This window comes from Comamonas sp., from assembly GCF_036666375.1.
GTDB lineage: Bacteria > Pseudomonadota > Gammaproteobacteria > Burkholderiales > Burkholderiaceae_C > Comamonas.
The window spans coordinates 1-18,706 of record NZ_JAVWWA010000055.1; the positions used below are offsets into that span (position 1 = coordinate 1).

The 18,706-nt window shown below is 66.5% G+C and carries 19 protein-coding genes; 15 read left to right on the top strand and 4 right to left on the bottom strand.

Translation table 11 applies throughout. From position 1 onward, the window contains the following. The first annotated feature begins 199 nt into the window (after nucleotides 1-199). The 10 genes from RR928_RS14230 (at nucleotide 200) to RR928_RS14275 (ending at nucleotide 9,939) form a co-directional block, all read left to right on the top strand. Nucleotides 200-1,099, top strand: a complete 900-nt coding sequence (locus tag RR928_RS14230; protein ID WP_332534624.1) for a LysR family transcriptional regulator — start codon at nucleotides 200-202, stop codon at nucleotides 1,097-1,099. Between the two features lie 117 nt (nucleotides 1,100-1,216). Further along, on the top strand, nucleotides 1,217-2,188 hold the full coding sequence (locus RR928_RS14235) for an isopenicillin N synthase family dioxygenase (RefSeq protein WP_332683030.1): 972 nt from the start codon (nucleotides 1,217-1,219) through the stop codon (nucleotides 2,186-2,188). 4 nt (nucleotides 2,189-2,192) lie between these two features. Continuing rightward, nucleotides 2,193-2,975 carry an alpha/beta fold hydrolase gene (locus tag RR928_RS14240; RefSeq protein ID WP_332534621.1) on the top strand — a complete coding sequence of 261 codons (783 nt, stop codon included), beginning with the start codon at nucleotides 2,193-2,195 and terminating at the stop codon, nucleotides 2,973-2,975. Nucleotides 2,976-3,122: 147 nt separating this feature from the next. Then, nucleotides 3,123-4,112: an ABC transporter substrate-binding protein gene (locus RR928_RS14245; RefSeq protein ID WP_332534620.1), complete on the top strand. Its 990-nt coding sequence runs from the start codon at nucleotides 3,123-3,125 to the stop codon at nucleotides 4,110-4,112. Between the two features lie 73 nt (nucleotides 4,113-4,185). Beyond that, nucleotides 4,186-4,959 carry an ABC transporter ATP-binding protein gene (locus RR928_RS14250; protein WP_332534619.1) on the top strand — a complete coding sequence of 258 codons (774 nt, stop codon included), beginning with the start codon at nucleotides 4,186-4,188 and terminating at the stop codon, nucleotides 4,957-4,959. 42 nt (nucleotides 4,960-5,001) lie between these two features. Continuing rightward, entirely contained in the window at nucleotides 5,002-5,760 is a 759-nt protein-coding gene (locus RR928_RS14255; RefSeq protein WP_332534618.1) for an ABC transporter permease, read from the top strand. A 23-nt stretch (nucleotides 5,761-5,783) separates the two neighbouring features. Continuing rightward, on the top strand, nucleotides 5,784-6,287 hold the full coding sequence (locus RR928_RS14260) for a nucleoside deaminase (RefSeq protein ID WP_332534617.1): 504 nt from the start codon (nucleotides 5,784-5,786) through the stop codon (nucleotides 6,285-6,287). A 9-nt stretch (nucleotides 6,288-6,296) separates the two neighbouring features. Next, complete coding sequence (locus RR928_RS14265) at nucleotides 6,297-7,127, top strand: FAD binding domain-containing protein (RefSeq protein ID WP_332534616.1); 831 nt, start codon at nucleotides 6,297-6,299, stop codon at nucleotides 7,125-7,127. Then, nucleotides 7,124-9,409: a xanthine dehydrogenase family protein molybdopterin-binding subunit gene (locus tag RR928_RS14270; RefSeq protein WP_332683034.1), complete on the top strand. Its 2,286-nt coding sequence runs from the start codon at nucleotides 7,124-7,126 to the stop codon at nucleotides 9,407-9,409. The genes RR928_RS14265 and RR928_RS14270 overlap by 4 nt, the downstream gene beginning before the upstream one ends. Continuing rightward, the gene (locus tag RR928_RS14275) at nucleotides 9,406-9,939 is read left to right on the top strand and encodes a (2Fe-2S)-binding protein (RefSeq protein ID WP_332534613.1); all 534 of its coding nucleotides are present in this window, start codon (nucleotides 9,406-9,408) and stop codon (nucleotides 9,937-9,939) included. Before RR928_RS14270 ends, RR928_RS14275 begins: the two co-directional genes overlap by 4 nt. Here the strand turns inward: RR928_RS14275 and RR928_RS14280 are convergent. From RR928_RS14280 to RR928_RS14290, 3 genes are all read right to left on the bottom strand, one after another. Then, nucleotides 9,912-11,036: a Fic family protein gene (locus RR928_RS14280; RefSeq protein ID WP_332548830.1), complete on the bottom strand. Its 1,125-nt coding sequence runs from the start codon at nucleotides 11,034-11,036 to the stop codon at nucleotides 9,912-9,914. The two genes, RR928_RS14275 and RR928_RS14280, sit on opposite strands and share 28 nt — an antisense overlap. Nucleotides 11,037-11,180: 144 nt before the next feature. Continuing rightward, a complete protein-coding gene (locus RR928_RS14285; RefSeq protein ID WP_332534610.1) occupies nucleotides 11,181-11,447 on the bottom strand; it encodes a hypothetical protein in 267 nt (88 codons plus the stop codon). Nucleotides 11,448-11,557: 110 nt separating this feature from the next. Then, nucleotides 11,558-12,532, bottom strand: a complete 975-nt coding sequence (locus tag RR928_RS14290; RefSeq protein WP_332683037.1) for a DNA-binding protein — start codon at nucleotides 12,530-12,532, stop codon at nucleotides 11,558-11,560. Nucleotides 12,533-12,648: 116 nt separating this feature from the next. Between RR928_RS14290 and RR928_RS14295 the strand changes: the two genes are divergently transcribed. The 4 genes from RR928_RS14295 to RR928_RS14310 all read left to right on the top strand — a co-directional run bounded on the left by RR928_RS14295 (nucleotide 12,649) and on the right by RR928_RS14310 (nucleotide 16,052). Next, nucleotides 12,649-13,794, top strand: a complete 1,146-nt coding sequence (locus RR928_RS14295) for a site-specific integrase (protein WP_332683039.1) — start codon at nucleotides 12,649-12,651, stop codon at nucleotides 13,792-13,794. 85 nt (nucleotides 13,795-13,879) lie between these two features. After that, nucleotides 13,880-15,049 carry an AAA family ATPase gene (locus RR928_RS14300; RefSeq protein ID WP_332683041.1) on the top strand — a complete coding sequence of 390 codons (1,170 nt, stop codon included), beginning with the start codon at nucleotides 13,880-13,882 and terminating at the stop codon, nucleotides 15,047-15,049. A gap of 83 nt (nucleotides 15,050-15,132) precedes the next feature. Further along, nucleotides 15,133-15,606, top strand: a complete 474-nt coding sequence (locus tag RR928_RS14305; RefSeq protein WP_332683043.1) for a MarR family winged helix-turn-helix transcriptional regulator — start codon at nucleotides 15,133-15,135, stop codon at nucleotides 15,604-15,606. Nucleotides 15,607-15,635: 29 nt separating this feature from the next. Further along, nucleotides 15,636-16,052, top strand: a complete 417-nt coding sequence (locus RR928_RS14310; protein WP_332534603.1) for an organic hydroperoxide resistance protein — start codon at nucleotides 15,636-15,638, stop codon at nucleotides 16,050-16,052. Nucleotides 16,053-16,089: 37 nt separating this feature from the next. Here RR928_RS14310 and bioB read toward each other — a convergent pair whose 3' ends face one another. Further along, nucleotides 16,090-17,124 carry a biotin synthase BioB gene (gene bioB, locus RR928_RS14315; protein WP_332548822.1) on the bottom strand — a complete coding sequence of 345 codons (1,035 nt, stop codon included), beginning with the start codon at nucleotides 17,122-17,124 and terminating at the stop codon, nucleotides 16,090-16,092. Between the two features lie 361 nt (nucleotides 17,125-17,485). Between bioB and chrA the strand changes: the two genes are divergently transcribed. Further along, nucleotides 17,486-18,703 (top strand): chromate efflux transporter, encoded by a 1,218-nt coding sequence (chrA, locus tag RR928_RS14320; RefSeq protein WP_332548820.1) that lies wholly within the window; start codon nucleotides 17,486-17,488, stop codon nucleotides 18,701-18,703. Nucleotides 18,704-18,706 lie beyond the last annotated feature (3 nt).

Genomic DNA, 18,706 nt, shown 5'->3' on the forward strand with positions numbered 1-18,706 from the left:
GCGACGGCCGCCAGCGTGTGTTCAAGCACGCTGCGCCCATGCAGCTGGGCCTGCAGCTTGCCGGTCTGCGCGCCCGAAGCGCGAAAGCGCTGTCCCTGGCCCGCGGCGAGAACCACCACCACGGGATCACTGTTGTCGTTGCTGCTGTGCATCGCGGCCATTGTAGAAAGTCTGGCACGCAAGCTGCTGGCCATGGGGAATGCACATCCATGCCCGGGTTCTCAAATCCTTCGACATGATCCGCCGCTGCGGGTCTATCCGTGAGGCTTCACGCCATCTGCACATTGCCTCGTCGGCGATCAACCGCCAGTTGCTGCAACTCGAGGACACGCTGGGCATGCCGCTGTTCGAGCGCCTGCCGCATGGGCTGGAACTCACGGCCGCGGGCGAAGCCTTTGCGCGCCATGTGCAGAACGTCTTTCAGGACGAGCGCCGCCTTTCCCAGGAACTTGGTCAACTGCAGGGGCTGCAGCGCGGGCCCCTGCATGTGATGGCCGTCGAAGGCCTGTGCAGCGATCTGCTGCCGCGCATGCTGGCCCGGCTGTACCGCCGTCATCCAGGACTGTCGGTGCAATTGCACACCGGCGGATCGGCGGCCACGGCCCAGGCTGTGCGCACCGGCGATGCCGACATCGGGCTGGGGTTCTCGATTGCGGCCGATGACGACCTGCAGGCCTGCTGCCTGCGCCGGGATCCCGTAGGTGCGGTGCTCAGCCCCGAGCATCCGCTCGCCGGCCGGCCCAGGCTGAGTCTGGCCGAATGCGCGCAGGCGTCGCCCTTGATACTGCCCTTGCCCAGCCTGTCGTTGCATGCGCTGCTGGCCCCCCTGCTCTCGGGCCTGCCCGAGCGCCCTGCCGTTCTGCTGGAAACCGCCTCGCTCGATCTGGGCAAGCGCCTCGCACAACAAGGCCTGGGCATTGCCTTTCAAAGCCGCTGGGGGCTGGAGCAGGAAATGGCGTCGGGCCAGTTGGTGCATGTGCCGCTGCATTCGCCGGCACCACTGTGGTGCGAACTGGGCGTCTACGTGCGTGCCGGGCGCAGCCTGCCGCCCGCGGTCACTGCCTTGGTGCATCTGCTGATGGCCGAACTCGCGGATTGAGCCGGCGTGCCAAAAACGGCAGCACCCTGCGCCAAAAACGCTGCTACCCGCTGCCCCCGACTCCTTTCTAGACTGGCGGCTGTCGCGCTTGCAAACCGTTTTTTGAATGTTCCCGCCATGACCACCTCCCAACTGCAGCTGCCCGTGATCGATGTCCATGCCTTGCGCCACGGCAGCGCCGCCCAGCGCCAGGCCGTTGCCGCGCAATTGGGCCTGGCCTGCGAAACGCACGGCTTTTTCTACATCACTGGCCACGGCATAGACCCGGATCTGATCGACGCGGTGTTTGCCGCGAGCCGCGCCTTCTTCGACCTGCCCGAAGCGCGCAAGAACGCGCTCGACAAGCGCCACTCGCCCTGCAACCGCGGCTACGAGCCGCTGCGCGCCCAGACGCTCGAAGCCGGCGCGCCGCCCGATCTCAAGGAAAGCTTCTATATAGGCGCCGAAGTGCCGGCCGATGATGCGCGCGTGCTGGCCGGGCGTTTCAACACCGGTCCCAACCAGTGGCCCGGCGAGCTGCAAGACTTCGCTTCCACCACCCAGGCCTATTACCAGGCGGTCTATGCACTGGGCGCCGATCTGGTGCGCGGCATGGCGCTGTCGCTGCAGCTGCCCGCGGATTTCTTCGAAGCCTATCTGAGCGACGCCGCAGCCACGCTGCGCCTGCTGCACTATCCGACCCAGCCCGGAAATCCGGCACCCGGTGAAAAGGGCTGCGGCGCCCACACCGATTTCGGCGGGCTCACGCTGCTGCTGCAGGACGATCTGGGCGGCCTGCAGGTCTGGGATCGTCAGCACCAGGGCTGGATAGACGCGCCGCCCGTGGCCGGCAGTTTCGTGGTGAACATCGGCGATCTGTTTGCACGCTGGACCAATGACCGCTATGTGTCCACCCTGCACCGCGTGATCAACCGCTCGGGCCAGCGCCGTTACTCGGTGCCCTTTTTCTTCACGGGCAATCCGCTGCACGAAGTGCGCTGCATTCCCACCTGCCTGGGCGAAGGCGAGGCACCGCGCTATCCCGCGACCACGGTCGAAGACCATCAACGCGCCTGCTACCGCCGGACCTATGCCACCGCCGCGGCCTGAAACCATGAGCCACTCGACTTCCAGCGCCGGCGTGCGCGATATCGTGCTGATCCATGGCGCCTGGCAAGGCAGCTGGGCGTTCGAAGCCTGGCGCCCCCTGCTTGAAACCGCGGGCTGGCGCGTGCACTGCGTGGACCTGCCGGGCAACGGCCATACGCCTGCAAGTGCCCAACGGCCCGCGACGCTGGCGGGCTATACCGACCATGTGTGCGAGGTTCTGGCTGCGCTGCACCGCCCCGCCGTGGTGCTGGGCCACAGCGGCGGCGGCATCGTCGCTTCGCAGCTGGCCCAGGCCCTGCCCGATCAGGTCGCGGCGCTGGTCTACCTTGCGGGAATGATGCTGCCCGGCGGCATGGCGTATTCCGACCTGATTGCCCAGGCCAGGGCCGATGACCCCGACTGGGTCTATAGGGGCATAGCGCCGCATCTGCGCTGGAGCGCAGACGGCGCGCACAGCGAAGTGGACCGAGACGGCGCGCTGGAGACGTTTCTGCATGACTGCCCGCCAGACGCTGCGCGCGCCGCTGCTGCCTTGCTCACGCCCCAGGCCGAAAGCGGCCGGGCGATGGCCAACGAACTTTCTGCCCAGCGTTTCGGGCGCGTGCCGCGCGTTTACGTGGGCTGTCGCAACGACCGCTCCGTGCCCTGGGCCCTGCAGCAGCGCATGCAGCGGCTGCTGCCGCCGCAGGCAAGTGTTGCCCTCGACTGCGGCCATGTGCCGCAGCTCGCCTGTCCCGGCGCGTTGACGCAGGCCTTGCTGCCTGCGCTCGAAGCCCTGCTGGCATAGCGGTTGCCGCCGGCTTTTTCGCACCTTGAAATTTGTATACGAAATCGGTATGCAAATCTGGCCTGGAATTTGCTTGATCCAACGTAACGCCGCCAGCGGCCTTTCAACCGCGTTGCGCCTTTTTTCTCACTCTCTGGAGCGCTTGCCATGTCCATCACTGTTCGCCCTGTTCTTTCCGCCCTGGCTCTGGCCTTGATGGCCTCCACTTCCCATGCGGCCGATGCGCTGACCGTACAGCTCGACTGGCTGCCCGGTGGCGACAAGTCGTTTGTCTACGCCGGTGTACAGCAGGGCTTCTTCAAGGCCGAAGGGCTGGAAGTCAAGATCGTTCCCGGGCGCGGTTCGGCCGATGCGGTGACCAAGGTCGCGTCGGGCTCGGCCGACGTGGGCTTTGGCGGCATCTCCGCCGTGATGATGGCCGCGGCCGAAGGCAAGATTCCGGTCAAGGCCGTGATGTCGCTGTACTCGGCCCAGCCCGATGCACTGTTCACCAAGGCCAGCAGCAATATCAAGAGCCTCAAGGACATGGAAGGCAAGACCGTGGGCATGCCCACGTTCTCGTCGTCGAACGCGCTGTGGCCCGTGGTGCTGCAGCGCAACAACGTCGATATCTCCAAGGTCAAGATCATCAAGACCGATCCCGCGACGCTCGCTCCCATGCTGGCCCAGGGCCGCGTCGATGCGACCATCAACTGGGTGACCGTTGCGCCCGCATTCCAGAACGTGCTGGGCCAGGCCAAGCAGGAGCTGTCGGTGCTGCCCTGGAGCCAGTTCGGCCTGACGGGCTACGGCTGGTCGGCGATCGCGAACGACAAGACCATTGCCAGCCGCCCCGACGTGCTCAAGCGCTATCTGCGCGCGCTGACCAAGTCGCTGGAGTTTTCCATCGCCCAGCCGCGCAAGGCCGCCGAATCGCTGGTGGCGATGGTGCCCGAAGCCAATGTCGACGTGATCGAAGCCGAATTCCGCGCGTCGATACCGCTGCTCAAGACCGAAGCCTCGGCGCGCGACGGCCTGGGCGCGTTCCAGCCCAAGCTGCTGGCCGACACCTGGGGCTGGGTCTCGGCCTCCATGGGCTATGACATCAAGAAGGTCGATCCGGAAGCCCTGGTCGATCGCCGTTTCCTGGCGCGCTAAGCCGGCCCCTGCCCCACGGAGGGTCCGCATCCCGGGCCCTGCGCCTCTTTCTTGCCTGCCTGCTGGATCTTCTATGCCTTGCGTCATCGACCTGAATGCCGTCACCCAAACCTTTGTATCCAGCGATGGCAGCCCTGTCACTGCCCTGCACAACGTCGATCTGCACCTGCAGCGCAATGAATTCATCTCGCTGATAGGCCCCTCGGGCTGCGGAAAATCGACGGTGCTGCGCCTGATCGCGGGCCTGCTGCGGCCCAGCGCCGGTGAAGTGCGGATCTTCGATCTGCCCGTGACCGAGCCGCGCGACGAGATCGGCATGGTCTTCCAGAAGCCCACGCTGCTGCCCTGGCTCAGCGTGGTCGACAACATCACCTTTCCCATGCGCCACAAGTACGGCCGCGTGGATGCCAGGGACCAGGCGCGCGCCCAGGCGCTGCTGCAGATGATCGGCCTGCAGGACTTCGGCCACAAGCGCCCGCATGAGCTGTCGGGCGGCATGCAGCAGCGCGTGGCGATCGCGCGTTCGCTGCTGCACGACCCCGACATCCTGCTGATGGACGAACCGTTCTCGGCGCTGGACGCGCTCACGCGTGACGAAATGAGTTTCGAGCTGCTGCGCATCTGCAGCGAACGCCCCAAGACCGTGGTCTTCGTGACCCACTCCATTCAGGAAGCGCTGCTGCTGTCGGACCGCATCGTGGTGATGAGCGCGCGCCCGGGCCGCGTGTCGCAGATCATCGATGTGCCGCTGGCCCGGCCGCGCACGCTGCAGACGCTGACCGACCCGGTGTTCACGCGCATGGCCAACGAGATCCGCGAACAGGTGTTCACCCGCCATGCGCATTGAGCGACTGTCCCTGCCCCACGCCACCATTTCCGGATTCCGCCCATGAAAGCCTTTGCCTTCCGCCATGCCTCGTTGCTGGCTTTTATCGTCCTGCTGGGCCTCTGGGAGCTGGCCTGCCGTGCGCTGGCCGTGCCCGAGTTCATCCTGCCCGCGCCCAGTGCGATTGCGCTGGCCGCGGGCAGCCTGGGCCTGGCACGCTGGGCCGAGCACCTGTGGGCGACGATTGAAGTCGCGCTGCTGGGCTATGCGCTGGCCATCGCGCTGTCGATTCCGCTGGCCGTGGCGATCACGCGCTCGGCGCTGCTGTCGCGCATCGTCATGCCCTGGCTGGTCGTCATCCAGTCGACGCCCATCGTCGCCGTCGCGCCCATCATTGTCGTCACGCTGGGCGCGGGCGTGCTGCCGCGCGTGGCCATCACCACGCTGCTGGCGTTCTTCCCCCTGGTGGTCTCCACCTGCCTGGGCCTGTCGTCGGTGCCGGCCGAGTTCATCGAGCTGTCGCGCTCGCTGCGCGCCAATACCGCGCGCCAGTACTGGCAGGTGCGCATGCCGTTTGCGATTCCGCATGTGTTCTCGGCAATGAAGGTGTCGGTCACGCTGGCCGTGGTCGGCGCCGTGGTGGCCGAGTTTGTCGCCGCCGAAAAAGGCCTGGGCTATCTGATCCTGTTCACCACCTCGTCTTTCAAGGTGCCCGTGGCCTTTGCCGCACTGGCGCTGCTGGTGCTCAGCAGCCTCACGCTCTACAGCCTGGTGCAATGGGTGCACCAGCGCTTCTTTGGCTGGAGCAGCCCCAAGGCCTGATTCATCTCACTTTCTCACTTGCCATGACCACCCTGCCCTCCGCCAGCCCGCCCTCGCCCGAACAGATTGAGCGCCATCTGCGCCGCACCATGGAAGTCGCCGAGCGCGCCGTGAGCATAGGCCGCCATCCGTTTGGCGCCATTCTGGTCGCGCCCGACAACGAAACCGTGCTGCTGGAGCAGTGCAACATCGACACCGTCAACCATGCCGAGTCGACGCTGGCGCGGGTTGCGGCCAGCAACTATCCGGCCGACTATCTGTGGAACTGCACGCTGTACACCTCGGTCGAGCCCTGCTGCATGTGCGCCGGCACCTCGTACTGGGCCAACATCGGCCGCGTGGTGTTCGGCATGACCGAGCACGCACTGCTGCAGCAGACCGGCAACCACGCCGAGAACCCGACGATGAGCGTCGCTTCGCGCTATGTGTTCGATCACTGCCAGAAGCCCGTGGAGTTGATAGGCCCTGTTCCCGCGCTCGAAGCCGAGATTGCCGCGCAGCAGCGCGCCTTCTGGGCCGGGCGCTGAAGGCCGACCATGCAATTGCTCAGGCCTGACAGCCCGGCCCATGCCATCGCGCTGCGCGCCGCGCATCCGGGCGCGCGCTTTGTCGCCGGCGGCACGGCCTTGCAGCAGGAATGGGGCGATCGCCACCGCGCCCCGGCCGGCTGCTGCCTGGTTCCCCTGCATCACCTGAGCGCCTTGCATGGCATTGAACTGATCGAAGACGCAAGCGCGCTGCGCATAGGCGCGGCCATGCCGCTGGAAACCGTGCGCACCCATGCGCTGGTGCGCGCGCATGCGCCGCTGCTGGTTGAAGCGCTTTCTCAGCTGGGCGCCCTGGGCGTGCGGCATCTGGGCACGCTGGGCGGCAACGTCGCATGGCGCTGGGGCGACAGCACGCCCGCGCTGCTGGTGCTCGACGCCCAGGCCGAATGCGCGCATGCGCCCGGCCAGCGCCTGCCGCTGTCCGGCCTGCTGGCCCAAGCCGAATTGCCGTTGATCGTTGCCTTGCACATTCCGTTGTCACCCGGTGGCCTGCCGCCGCACACCGCTTTCGAGAAAGCCGCAGCGCGCGCGGCCTTTGCGCCGGCGCGACTGCGCCTGGCGCTGCGCTGGAATGCGGGGCAGCTGAGCCACGCGGCCTGCGCCGCGCCCGATGTGCCGGCGCGTCTGCTGGGCCGAACGCTTGCCTGGCTGCATTCCCATCCGGTAACGCGCGGCGCTGCGGCGCTGGCCGGTCTGCGCCAGGCCTGCGCCGCCGACGGCCTGCCCAGCGAGCATCCCGAAGATCTCGCCCATCTGGCAGCCCGCCTGGTTGCAGGCCATTGCGGCCTGCTGGGCCCTGCCATCGAGGAAGTGCCATGACACAGCCGAATGCACCGCTGCCTGCGGGCGTGATGCGCCCGCTGGCGCACGCCGACCTTCCCAGGCCTGACGCGCTGGCCAAGCTCGGCGGCAACCCCGGTTATCTGAGCGACCGCATTGCGCCCGGCCAGCTGCGCGGCGCGATTCTCGGCAGCCCGCATCCGCATGCGCGCATCGTGTCCATCGATACCGCCGCCGCGCGCGCGCTGCCGGGCGTGCACGCGGTCGTGACCCATGCCGATATTCCGGGCCAGGCCGACTACGGCCTGCGCCGCGTGGACCGCCCCGCGCTGTGCCGCGACCGTGTGCGCTATGTGGGCGATGCCGTGGCCGCGGTGGCGGCCGACAGCTTGGAAATCGCCCATGCGGCGCTGGATCTGATTGCGGTGGAGTACGAACTACTGCCCGCCGTGACCTGCCCCGAAGCCGCGTTGCGGCCCGAAGCAACTGCCGTGCATGCGGGCGGCAATCTGCTGCACCAGCACCGTCACCGCCTGGGCGATGACGGCGCCGCCGATGCTGCCACGGTGCACCGTGTCAGCGCCACTTACGAGACGCCGCGCCAGATGCATGCGTTTCTCGAAACCGAAGGCGGCGTGGCCGAGCCCGACGGCCAGGGCGGCCTGTGCCTGTATTTCGCCAACCACAACCCCGAGCGTGAACGCCAGGTCGTTGCCGCGCTGCTCGACCTGCCGCCCGAGCGCGTGCACAGCGTGGGCACGCCGGTCGGCGGCTCCTACGGCGGCAAGGACGAACTCACGGTCCAGCCGATTGCCGCGCTGCTTGCCTGGAAGACCCAGCGCAGCGTGCGCCTGCATCTGGGGCGCGCGCAATCGACGGATTTCGGCGTCAAGCGCCACCCCATGCGCATCCAGATGGAAAGCGGCTGCGACGCGCGCGGGCGGCTGACTTGCCACCGCGTGCAGATCCTGGCCGATACCGGCGCCTACGCCACCCATGGTCCCGAAGTGCTGGACGCGGCGCTGGAACACGCGCCCGGTCCCTACGCCTGGCAGTCCATCGACATTGCCGGGCGCCTGGCCTATACCAACAACGGCGTGGCCGGCGCGTTTCGCGGCTTTGGCGCGGTGCAGGTGCAGTTCGCGCTCGAGCAGCAGATGGACAGGCTGGCCCATGCTGCGCATCTGGACCCCGCGGATTTCCGCCTGCGCAACCTCAAGCCCGTCGATGCGCCCGGGCCGCTGGGCCAGATCGTCGTGCCGTTCGACGGCCCGCAGCGCGCGCTCGCGGCGCTGGTGCGGCATCCGCTGTGGACTTCGCATCCCCAGCGCCATTGGAGCGATGGGCCAGGCGGACGCTACCGCCACGGCATAGGTCTGGCGCTGGTGCACCGCAGCGACGGCTTCGGCAAGGGCTTTCCTTTCGGCTGCCGCATGGAGCTGGCGCTGGCCGAGGACGGCGCCATAGAGCTGCGCAGCGGCTTCACCGAACTGGGCCAGAACCTGCTGTCCGCGGTGTGCAATACCTGCGTGCATTTCCTGCACTGTGGCCCCGATGACGTGCGCCCGGTGCTGGGTGACACGCGCTGCACGCCCGACTCCGGGCCGGTCGCGGCCTCGCGCGCGACCACGCTGGTCTGGCATGCGCTGCAGCGCGCTGCGCCGCAATGGCGCTCGCAGCTGCTTGCCGCGACCGCGCAGGCGTTCGATGTGGCGCGCGAAAATCTGCGACTCGGCGCCGGCGGCGTGCATGGCTGCGCGGGGCTGATCGCCAGCTACGCGCAACTGGCTCTGCATATGGGCGCGCAGCGGCCGATGATCACCATAGACCAGCCGCCCGAAGTCACGCCCAGCGACGCGCCCGACACCCACTATGTGTTTGGCGCCTGCGCAGGCGTCGCGCATGCGGTGGTCGACAGCTGGACCGGCAGCATACGCATCACGGAAATGGCCCTGGTCGGCGCCGTGGGCCCGGTGGTGTCGCCCATGGGCTATCTGGGCCAGCTCGAAGGCGGCGCGCTCATGGGCCAGGCGCTGTGCACGCAGGAATCGCTGGACTGCGTGGACGGCCATTACCAGCAGCGCAACCTCGACAGCTATCTGATCCCCACGCTGGCCGACGCGCCCTCCATGGACGTCTGGGCCATCGAGGGCCTGCCCGAAGGCGACACGACCGGGCCGCGCGGCACGGGCGAAATCAGCGTCAACATTGCGACGCCGGCCTGCGCCAACGCCATTGCCTGCGCCTTGCAGTCGCCCATTGAAAGCCTGCCGGTGCGTCCGGCAACCGTCTTTCGCCTGCTTGAAGGAGTCTTCGCATGAACGCCTGCATCCCTTTGGCTGTTGCCGAAAATGCCGACGCCGCGCCGCCGGCCTGGTCGTTCGTGCTCAACGGCCAGGCGGTCGAAGTGCACTGCGCGCCCGACCAGCGCCTCTTGAGCCTGCTGCGCGAACACTTCCTGCTGGTCGGCGCCAAGCCCGGCTGTGAAGTCGGCCGCTGCGGCGCCTGCATGGTCTGGCTCGACGGCCAGCCCGCCAACAGCTGCCTGCTGATGGCCTGGCAACTCGAAGGCCGGCAGGTCACCACGATTGAATCCCTGTCGTGCACGCCTCAGGCTGCGCCCGTCGTAGCAGCGCTGGCGCAAAGCGGCGGCGTGCAATGCGGCTATTGCAGCGCTGGAATGTGCATGGGGCTGACCTATCTGCACCAGCAGCCCGGAATGGACGCGCCCACGGCCAGCGCGCTGATGTGCGGCCATCTGTGCCGCTGCACGGGCTATGGCGGCATCCAGCGGGCGATTGATGCGCTTTTCCCCGCGCCCGATCAGCGGAACTCCGCGGGGATTTCGTAGGCTGAACTGCGCCCCCCCGCAGAAGCCCTGACCAGCATCCCTGCATCCACCAGCGCGGTGATGTCGCGCAAGGCGGTATCGGCCGAAGTCTTGGTGATGGCCGCCCATTTCCTGGCGGTCAGCTTGCCTTCGAAGTCTTCGAACAGCCGGTTGAGCGCCTTTTGCTGACGCGCATTGAGCGCCACATGGGCAAACCTGCTCCAGTAGGCGTTGCGCTGCTGGCTGATACCGACGCCGGCCAAGGCGTGCTCGACGGCCAGATGCACGCTGCGCAGAAACCACTGCAGCCAGGCCGTGACGTCCATGCCGCCCTGCTGTGTCTGTTCCAGGATCTGGTAGTAGGCTTCGCGTTCGCGCTGTATCTGGCCGGCAAGGCTGTAATAGCGCTGCGGACTGGCGTCGGCGCGGGCCAGGAACAGATCTCCCACTGCGCGCGCGACGCGCCCGTTGCCGTCGTCAAAGGGGTGCAGCGTCACGAACCAGAGGTGGGCCAGCCCTGCCTTGATCATCGGATGGTGGCTGCAGTCGGTGTTGGCCCAGTCGACAAATTGCGCCATTTCTCGCGTGAGCTGGTCCGCTGCGGGCGCCTCGAAGTGCACCTTTTCACGGCCGATTCGCCCTGACACGACTTGCATGGGGCCTTGCTCATCCTTGCGCCATTCGCCGGGCTGTATGCGCTGCAAGCCGCTATAGCCCGTGGGAAACAAGGCCGCATGCCAGGCAAAAAGTCTTTGCTCACTCAAAGGCTCGGTGCAGCGGGCCGTGGCATCGAGCACCATGTCCACCACGCCTTCGGCATTGCGGTCTGCCGCCACCACCGCGCCTGCGTCCACTCCGAGGCGGCGCGCAACGGATGAGCGCACGGATTGCGGTGGAAAATGCTCGCCTTCTATCGCGCTGGTCTTGAGAACGTCGGACGTCAAGGCGTCGACTTCCATGCGTTCGCGCACGGCCAGGCCCAGCTGCGACAGCGCACCAAACAGCTTTCCCTGCGCCATTGCGACTTCGGTCAGCGGTGTGGCGAGCGCACCGATGTCATAGCGCCACTGCGGCCATTCGGACAATTGCCAGATGTAGGTACGGTTTTCGGTGGCCATAAGGTTGCGGTGATTAGAGGCTTTATTCTCCGCATTTTTGCGGAGAATAGACGGCGTATTCTCCGCAAAACCACAAAAGTTCAACGCTATACGCCCGTTGGGGGCAGCTCCCTGGTGGGGATCTCTGGTCATACACGCTTCTCGCTAACGCTGCTGACCTTGGTCCTGATTCGCATAACCCAGGCAGGCGCCCGCGTTGGGTAGGCCCCGGCATTCGCGCAGCAGGCGCTTTTCGCGCTGGGCCGTGGTTTCTGCGCGGCCCTGGGTCTTGCCCTGGGCCTTGGCGCGCGGCACATGGCAGTGAAACTCCTTGTTCCTGGGGTGATGGCAGCCGCTGGCATCGAGTCCGCCGGGCGTGGCCTGGGCCAGGCCGGCAAACAGATGAAGCAGCGCAAGCAAACACAGCCGCATGGTGTCGCTCCTGCAAGGATGGGCGTAAAGCCTAGTCCCCTGCCCTGGCCTGCGCAAGGATAGACAGCGCCGACAAGCGGGAAAATCCCCGCCTGCTGTTCGCGCCTGGCTTATTTGCGCGGCAGATTGCGCGCGCGCCGCGACAATGCGCGCCGCTGCAACGACGGGCTGCCCGAGCGCAGCGGCGGCTTGGCCGCGGCGGGTGCCGGCGCACTCGCCGACTGCGTGGCCAGCAACAAGGCCTTGAGATCGGTCACGCGCTCCTGCGCGGCCTGGGCCGCCTGCTGCGCGCCCAGCAACTGGGTGCGTGCCTGCAGCAGTTCCTCCTCGAGGTGTTGCTGGCGGGTCTGCCATTCGCCCAGCCGCGCTTCCGATTTGCGCTCCTGCTCGGCCTGCGCCTTCTTGGCGCTGGTGACTTCCTGGCGCGCGCGGTCGAGGTCGGTCAGCATGCGGCGCTCGTTGCCCGCGAATTGCTCGGCCAGGCGCTGGCGCTCCTGGGCCGCGGCCTGCAGTTCCTCGCTGTGCTCCTTGCGCTCGATCTCGCGTGCCTTGGCCTGGGCGGCGATTTCCGCGCGCAGGCTGCCCAGCTGGGCTTCGCGGTCCTGGGCCAGCTGCTGCATTTCATCGAGCCGGCGCGACAGCTCCTGGGCCTGGCCCTGGGCCAGCTTCATGGCTTCGTCCATGGCCTGCTTTTGCTGGTGCAGGGCTTTTTCACGCTGCGCCATGTGCTCCAGATCGGCCTCATGCGACAGGCGGCTGGCCTGCAGCGCGGCTTCGCGTTCTTCCAGCGTCTTTTGCGCCGCGGCCACGGCCTCCTGCGTGGCGCTGCTCCACAGCTCCTGCGCCAGGCGCAGAACGTTCTCGGGAACGCTGCCTTGGGGGTTGTCAGATTGGGCCACGCCCAGGCGCTGGCCCAGCGTCGCGAACCAGGATTCGAGCATGGGGCTCACGGTATTGGGCGAGCCGCGGCCAATCTGCTGGCGTACGCGCTCGATCGTGGGGCGCAGCCCCTGGGCCAGCAAGGCGTCGGCTGCGGCCCAGACATCGGCTTCCTGCACGCCGCGCGTGACTTTTGGTGGGTTCATCTTGGCATCCTGCTAGGATTAGTATCGATAATGGATTGTTATCGCGATCTATGAATTATATATGTATTATACGTTATGTATTACATATAAAATAATACAAACACTTGAGTCTTTCCATGCATCCTGCTGTTTTTGACCTTGCCCTGCCCTCCTCGGGGAATTCCGGCGCCGAAACGTTCAATGCCCTGCATGTGGGGGCGGCCGACGAGACCCTGCCCGCGCCCTTGCCCGCGCAGGGCCTGGATGAACAGGCGCAACAGGCCATGCGCGACCTGCTGCATGAAGGTGAGTCGCTCAATACGCGCATCAGTTACCAGAGTGCGCTGCGCTACTGGGCGGCCTGGCATGCGCTGCGCTACGGCCGCCAGATCGCGCTGCCGCTGTCGGTGGACTGCGTGCTGCAGTTCGTCGTCGACCATGCGCAGCGCAGCACGCCGCAAGGCCTGGTCTGCGAATTGCCCGCGGCCATGGACCAGGCGCTGATCGAGGCCGGCTACAAGACGCGAGCCGGCGCGCCCGCGCACAACACGCTGGTGCACCGCGTCTCGGTGCTGTCGAAAGCGCATCAGGTGCGCGACCTCGCCAACCCTTGCCATGACCCGCGCGTGCGCGAGCTGCTGTCGCGCACGCGCAAGGCCTATGCCAAGCGTGGTGCATTGCCGCAAAAGAAGGAGGCGCTGACGCGCGACCTGCTGACCCAATTGCTTGATACCTGCGACGACAGCCTGCGCGGGCGGCGCGATCGCGCGCTGCTGCTGTTCGCCTGGGCCAGCGGCGGCCGCCGGCGCTCCGAGGTCGCGGGCGCCGATATGCAGCACCTGCGGCGCCTGGCTTCGGGCGACTATCTCTATACGCTGACCCACTCCAAGACCAACCAGACCGGGGTCGATGCACCCGAGAACCACAAGCCGGTGCTGGGCGCGGCCGCGGTGGCGCTTGAGGCCTGGCTGCAGGCCAGCGGCATCGTGGAGGGTGCGATCTTCCGGCGCATACGCAAGGGCGGACATCTGGGTGAACCGCTGAGCCCGCCCGCGGTGCGCAATATCGTGCGCGAACGCTGTGCGCTCGCGGGCGTGGAAGGCGATTTCTCCGCGCACTCGCTGCGCTCGGGCTTTGTCACCGAGGCCGGGCGCCAGAACGTGCCGCTTTCCGACACCATGGCCATGACGGGGCATCAGAGCGTGGCCACGGTCATGGGCTACTTCCGCGCCGAATCCGCGCTGGGCAACCAGGCGGCGCGCATGATGGACGGCAAGGAGTAGGTCCGGCGCCGCTCAGAGGAGGCGCTGGTCAATTCGCATGAATTATTCAATAATCATAATTATTCAAATTGGATAATTGACAATAATGAGTTACTTCCGTCGTCAAGCCCTGGCAGAGCAGATGGCCAGGCAACTGCTGCGTCCTGGCATTCTCGACCAGGGGCTGCGCTCGGGCCTGTTCCTGTCTGGCTCGCGGCGCACGGGAAAGACCACGTTCCTGCAGCAGGATCTGATGCCCGCGCTCGAAGCCCACGATGCGGTCGTGATCTATGTGGACCTGTGGTCCGACACCCATGCCGAGCCCGGCGTGCTGGTACACGCAGCGATTCGCAATGCGCTGCAGGAGTTGCAGACGCCGGCGTCCAGTGTGCTTGCGCGGCTGGCGCGCATCAAGGGGCTCGATGTGGAGGCGCTGGGCGTCAAGTTCGGCTTCGAGCTCGCCGACCTGGGCACCAAGTCCGGCCCACCCCTGGCCCAGGCGCTGATGGAAGTCGTCGACAAGGCCAAAACCCATGTGGTGCTGATCGTCGATGAAGTGCAGCAGGTGCTGGCGACCGAACAGGGGGCGCAGCTGATGCTTGCGCTCAAGGCCGCGCGCGATGCGATCAATCCCCGGCCCGACACGCCCGGGTACTTTCTTTTCATAGGCACGGGCTCGCACCGCGCCCAGGTGGCCAGCCTGACGCTGCAAGGCAAGCAGGCGTTTGCCGGCGCGACCTCGCTGAGCTACCCCACGCTGGGCGATGACTATGTCGAATACCTGCTCGATGCCGTTCACGCGGAAGGCGCGAAAGTGCCGAGTCTCGCGGTCGCGGTAGCGGCCTTCGAGACGCTGGGCCACCGGCCCGAAGAACTGCTGCGCGCCTTGCGCATGGTCCAGCAATACGTGGCGGCGCAGGTCGATACCTTCTTCCCCGTGATCGCGCTGACGCTCAAGAGCGCGTCGGCGGATGTGGAGCTGCGCAAGATCGAAGACCTGGGAATGCTGGCCATGGCCGTCTTCGAGCGGGTGGTTGCAGACGAGGAAGGCGTGCGCGGATTGTTTTCCGCCGAATCCGTGAGCGCCTACAGCGCCGTGGTCGGCCACGATGTCACGACCGACCAGGTCCAGCGTGTCGCAGACGAGCTGCGCAATGCCAACATCATCATGCGCAAGAGCCACGGCGTGTACTGCGTGACCGACCCGTTCGTGCGCCGCGCCTGGCTCGCGCACAAGGCGCAGCCAGGCGCGGTGCGCCCGCCTGTTGCGCCCTGAGGGCGGCAGCTGCCGACCCTTCTGTCTGCAGGTTCTTTGGAAATTAAATTGTGTGCAATTCAATTGTGCATAACAATGCACCCATGCCCAACGCACTTGTGTCTTCCAGCAGCGATGCTCTCCAGCTCGACAACCAGCTGTGCTTTGCGCTGTACTCCGCTTCGTTGGCGACGACCAAGCTCTACAAGCCGCTGCTCAAGCCCTGGGGGCTGACCTATCCGCAATATCTGGTGATGCTCTCGCTCTGGGAAAAGGACGACTGCATGGTCTCTGAACTGGGCGATCGCCTGTTTCTGGATTCCGGCACACTCACTCCGCTGCTCAAGCGCATGGAAAGCGCGGGCTGGCTGCAACGCCAGCGCGACAGTGCGGATGAACGCCGGGTGCGCGTGGTCCTGACCGAGGCCGGCCGCGCGCTGCGCGAAAAGCTTGCCGGCATTCCTGACTGCATGCTGCAACAAAGTCCGTGCACCCTTTCCGAGCTGCAGGCCCTGCGCCTGCAACTCCAGCAATGGCGCGACCATCTGGTTGCGCTGATCCCTCCCGCTTCCGATTGAAGCGTCTTCACTTTTCAGGAGTTCACCCCATGGCATCGCTCGACAAAGTTCTCTACACCGCCCGCACCCACACCACCGGTGGCCGCGATGGCGCTTCCAGCAGTGACGACGGCCGCCTGGACATCAGCCTGTCCTCGCCCGGCGGCGCGGGCAAGGGCACCAACCCCGAGCAGCTGTTTGCCGCCGGCTACTCGGCCTGCTTCATCGGCGCGCTCAAGGCCGTGGCCGCGCGCCAGAAAGTGACGCTGCCCCAGGATCTGGCGATCGACGCCGAAGTCGACCTCGGCCCCGTGGGCCAGGCCTTTGGCATTGCCGTGCGCCTGAACATCTCGCTGCCCGGCATGGACAAGGCCCAGGCCCAGGAACTGGTCGACACCGCCCACCAGGTCTGCCCCTACTCCAATGCCACGCGCGGCAATATCGACGTCACGCTGACGCTGGCATAAAGCCAGGCGCTGCGCGCGCCTGTCCCGCTGTTGCGATTCAGACTGGGCTGCGGCGAACCCGCATGCCCAGTTTTTGCAGCAGCTGGTTGTCGGCATCGACTTCGGGGTTGCCGGTCACCAGCAGCTTGTCGCCATAAAAGATGGAGTTCGCGCCGGCCAGGAAGCACAGCGCCTGCACGGCCTGCCCCATTTGCTGGCGCCCGGCAGACATGCGCACCCGGGCTTTGGGCATGGTGATGCGGCAGGCCGCGATCACGCGCACGAAATCCAGCGGGTCCACGGGCGGGCTGTCGGCCAGCGGCGTTCCGGGAACGGCCACCAGGCTGTTGATAGGCACCGACTCGGGATAGGGATTCAGATTGGCCAGCTGCGCAATCAGGCCAGCCCGGTGCACGGGCGCCTCGCCCATGCCCACGATGCCACCGCAGCACACGCTGATGCCGGCCGCGCGCACCGCGCTCAAGGTATCGAGCCGGTCCTGGTAGCTGCGCGTGCTGACCACGTCGGTGTAGTACTCCGGCGCGGTGTCGAGGTTGTGGTTGTAGTAGTCGAGGCCGGCTTCCTTCAATGCCGTGGCCTGGTGGCTTTGCAGCATGCCCAGCGTCGCGCAGGTCTGCATTCCCAGCCCCTTGACGGTTTCAATCAGCAGCGCCATTTTCTCGATATCGCGGTCCTTGGGCGCGCGCCAGGCCGCGCCCATGCAAAAGCGCGTCGCCCCCGCATCCTTGGCGGCCTGGGCCGCGGCGCGCACTTCATCGACGCCCATGAGCTTTTGCGCGCTGACGCCGGTGTCGAACTCCGCGGCCTGGGGGCAATAGCCGCAGTTCTCGGGGCAGCCCCCGGTCTTGACCGACAGCAGGGTTGCCAGTTCCATGTCGCCTTCGGGCCAGTGTTCGCGGTGAACGGATTGCGCGCGGTGCAGCAGGTCGAGAAAAGGCAGGTCCAGCAACTGCTGCACGGCTTCTTCGCTCCATTCGTCCATTTCGGCCCGGCGGACGGCCGGGGAGCAAACCGGTGGGTGGAAATTCAGCGTGTGCGCTGCTGTGGGGGCAGACGGGTTCAAAACAGGCATGGAAACAACTCCTGGATCAGGCTGCTGGCGAAGGCTGGCAGTCCATGGCAGCGATTGTGGGAGGCGAAATCCACTGCACTGCGCCTCACGCCCCAAAATAAATCGACTAAAAACGATGCCTGCAAATGCGCGCAAATTCGGCTATTTTTAAAGGCAAATAAGTGTATTTGAGGATGAATTGCCAGCCCTGTGAATTGTCGTCGCCATGCTGCGCGCAACATACGCCAACTGCGCCCAAAACGGCCTGGACCATCCCGGCGTTTGCCGGCAACCCGTGTCATTGGCGCGCGCTATGCTGTCGCCTCACACCCCAGCGCCCCGGTTTTCGCGGGCATTCACCGGTTTTCATGGTCTCAGCCTGATGTCTTCCCTGCCGCCCCAGCCCCAAGCACCCGCGCGCCCTGGTCGCGCAGCCAATGTCGCCCAAGTCTTTTTCGCTTTTCTGAAGCTGGGGCTCACGGCTTTCGGCGGGCCTACGGCCCATCTGGCCTACTTTCGCGCGGAATTCGTCGAGCGTCGGCGCTGGATCGATGACGCCGGCTATGCCGATCTGGTCGCGCTGTGCCAGTTCCTGCCGGGTCCGGCCAGCAGCCAGGTCGGCTTTGCGCTGGGTCTGGGGCGCGCGGGCTGGCCCGGTGCGCTGGCCGCCTGGCTGGGTTTCACCTTGCCTTCGGCACTGGTGCTTATCCTGTTTGCGTTCGGCATACAGCAATGGGCCTGGCTGGCGACATCGGGCGCGGTGCATGGATTGAAGCTGGCCGCGGTCGCCGTGGTCGCGCATGCGGTCTGGGGCATGGCGCGCTCGCTATGCCCGGATCGTCCCCGGGCCGGGTTGGCGATAGCCGCAGCGCTGCTTGCGCTGGCAATTCCTTGGGCGCTGGGACAGGTTGCGGCCATTGCCGCGGCCAGCATCGCCGGCCTGCTGTGGCTACGGCTGCCAGCGCAACCGATACCCACACCGCGCGCCGCTGGCCTGGGCCGGAAGGCCGGCGCGATGCTGTTGCTGGTGTTCGCCCTGCTTTTGCTGTGGTCGATGGCGGTGATGGCCACGCCTTCGCTGTCGGCGCAGTTTGCCGCGTTCTACCAGGCGGGCGCGCTGGTGTTTGGCGGCGGCCATGTGGTGCTGGCGCTGCTGCAGGCGGCGGTGGTGCCGCCGGGCTGGATCAGCAACGACGCCTTCATTGCCGGCTACGGCCTGGCCCAGGCCGTGCCCGGTCCGCTGTTCACTTTTGCCGCCTATCTGGGCGCCTTGATGCCAGCGCCTCTGGGCGGCTGGGCGGGTGGGCTGCTGTTGCTCATCGCCGTATTCCTTCCCGGACTGCTGTTGGTCGCGGGCGCACTGCCTTTCTGGGAATCGCTGCGCCGCCGGCCCAGGGTGCAGCGCGCCATGGCAGGAGCGAATGCCGCCGTGGTCGGACTGCTGCTGGCCGCGCTTTACGACCCGCTATGGACCAGTGCCATTCATTCCCGCCTGGATTTCGCCATGGCGCTGGCGGCGTTCGGTCTGCTGGCCTGGGGTCGGCAGTCGCCGCTGCGCGTGGTGGCGCTGTCGGCCTTGGCGGCCTGGCTGCTGGCTTGAGAA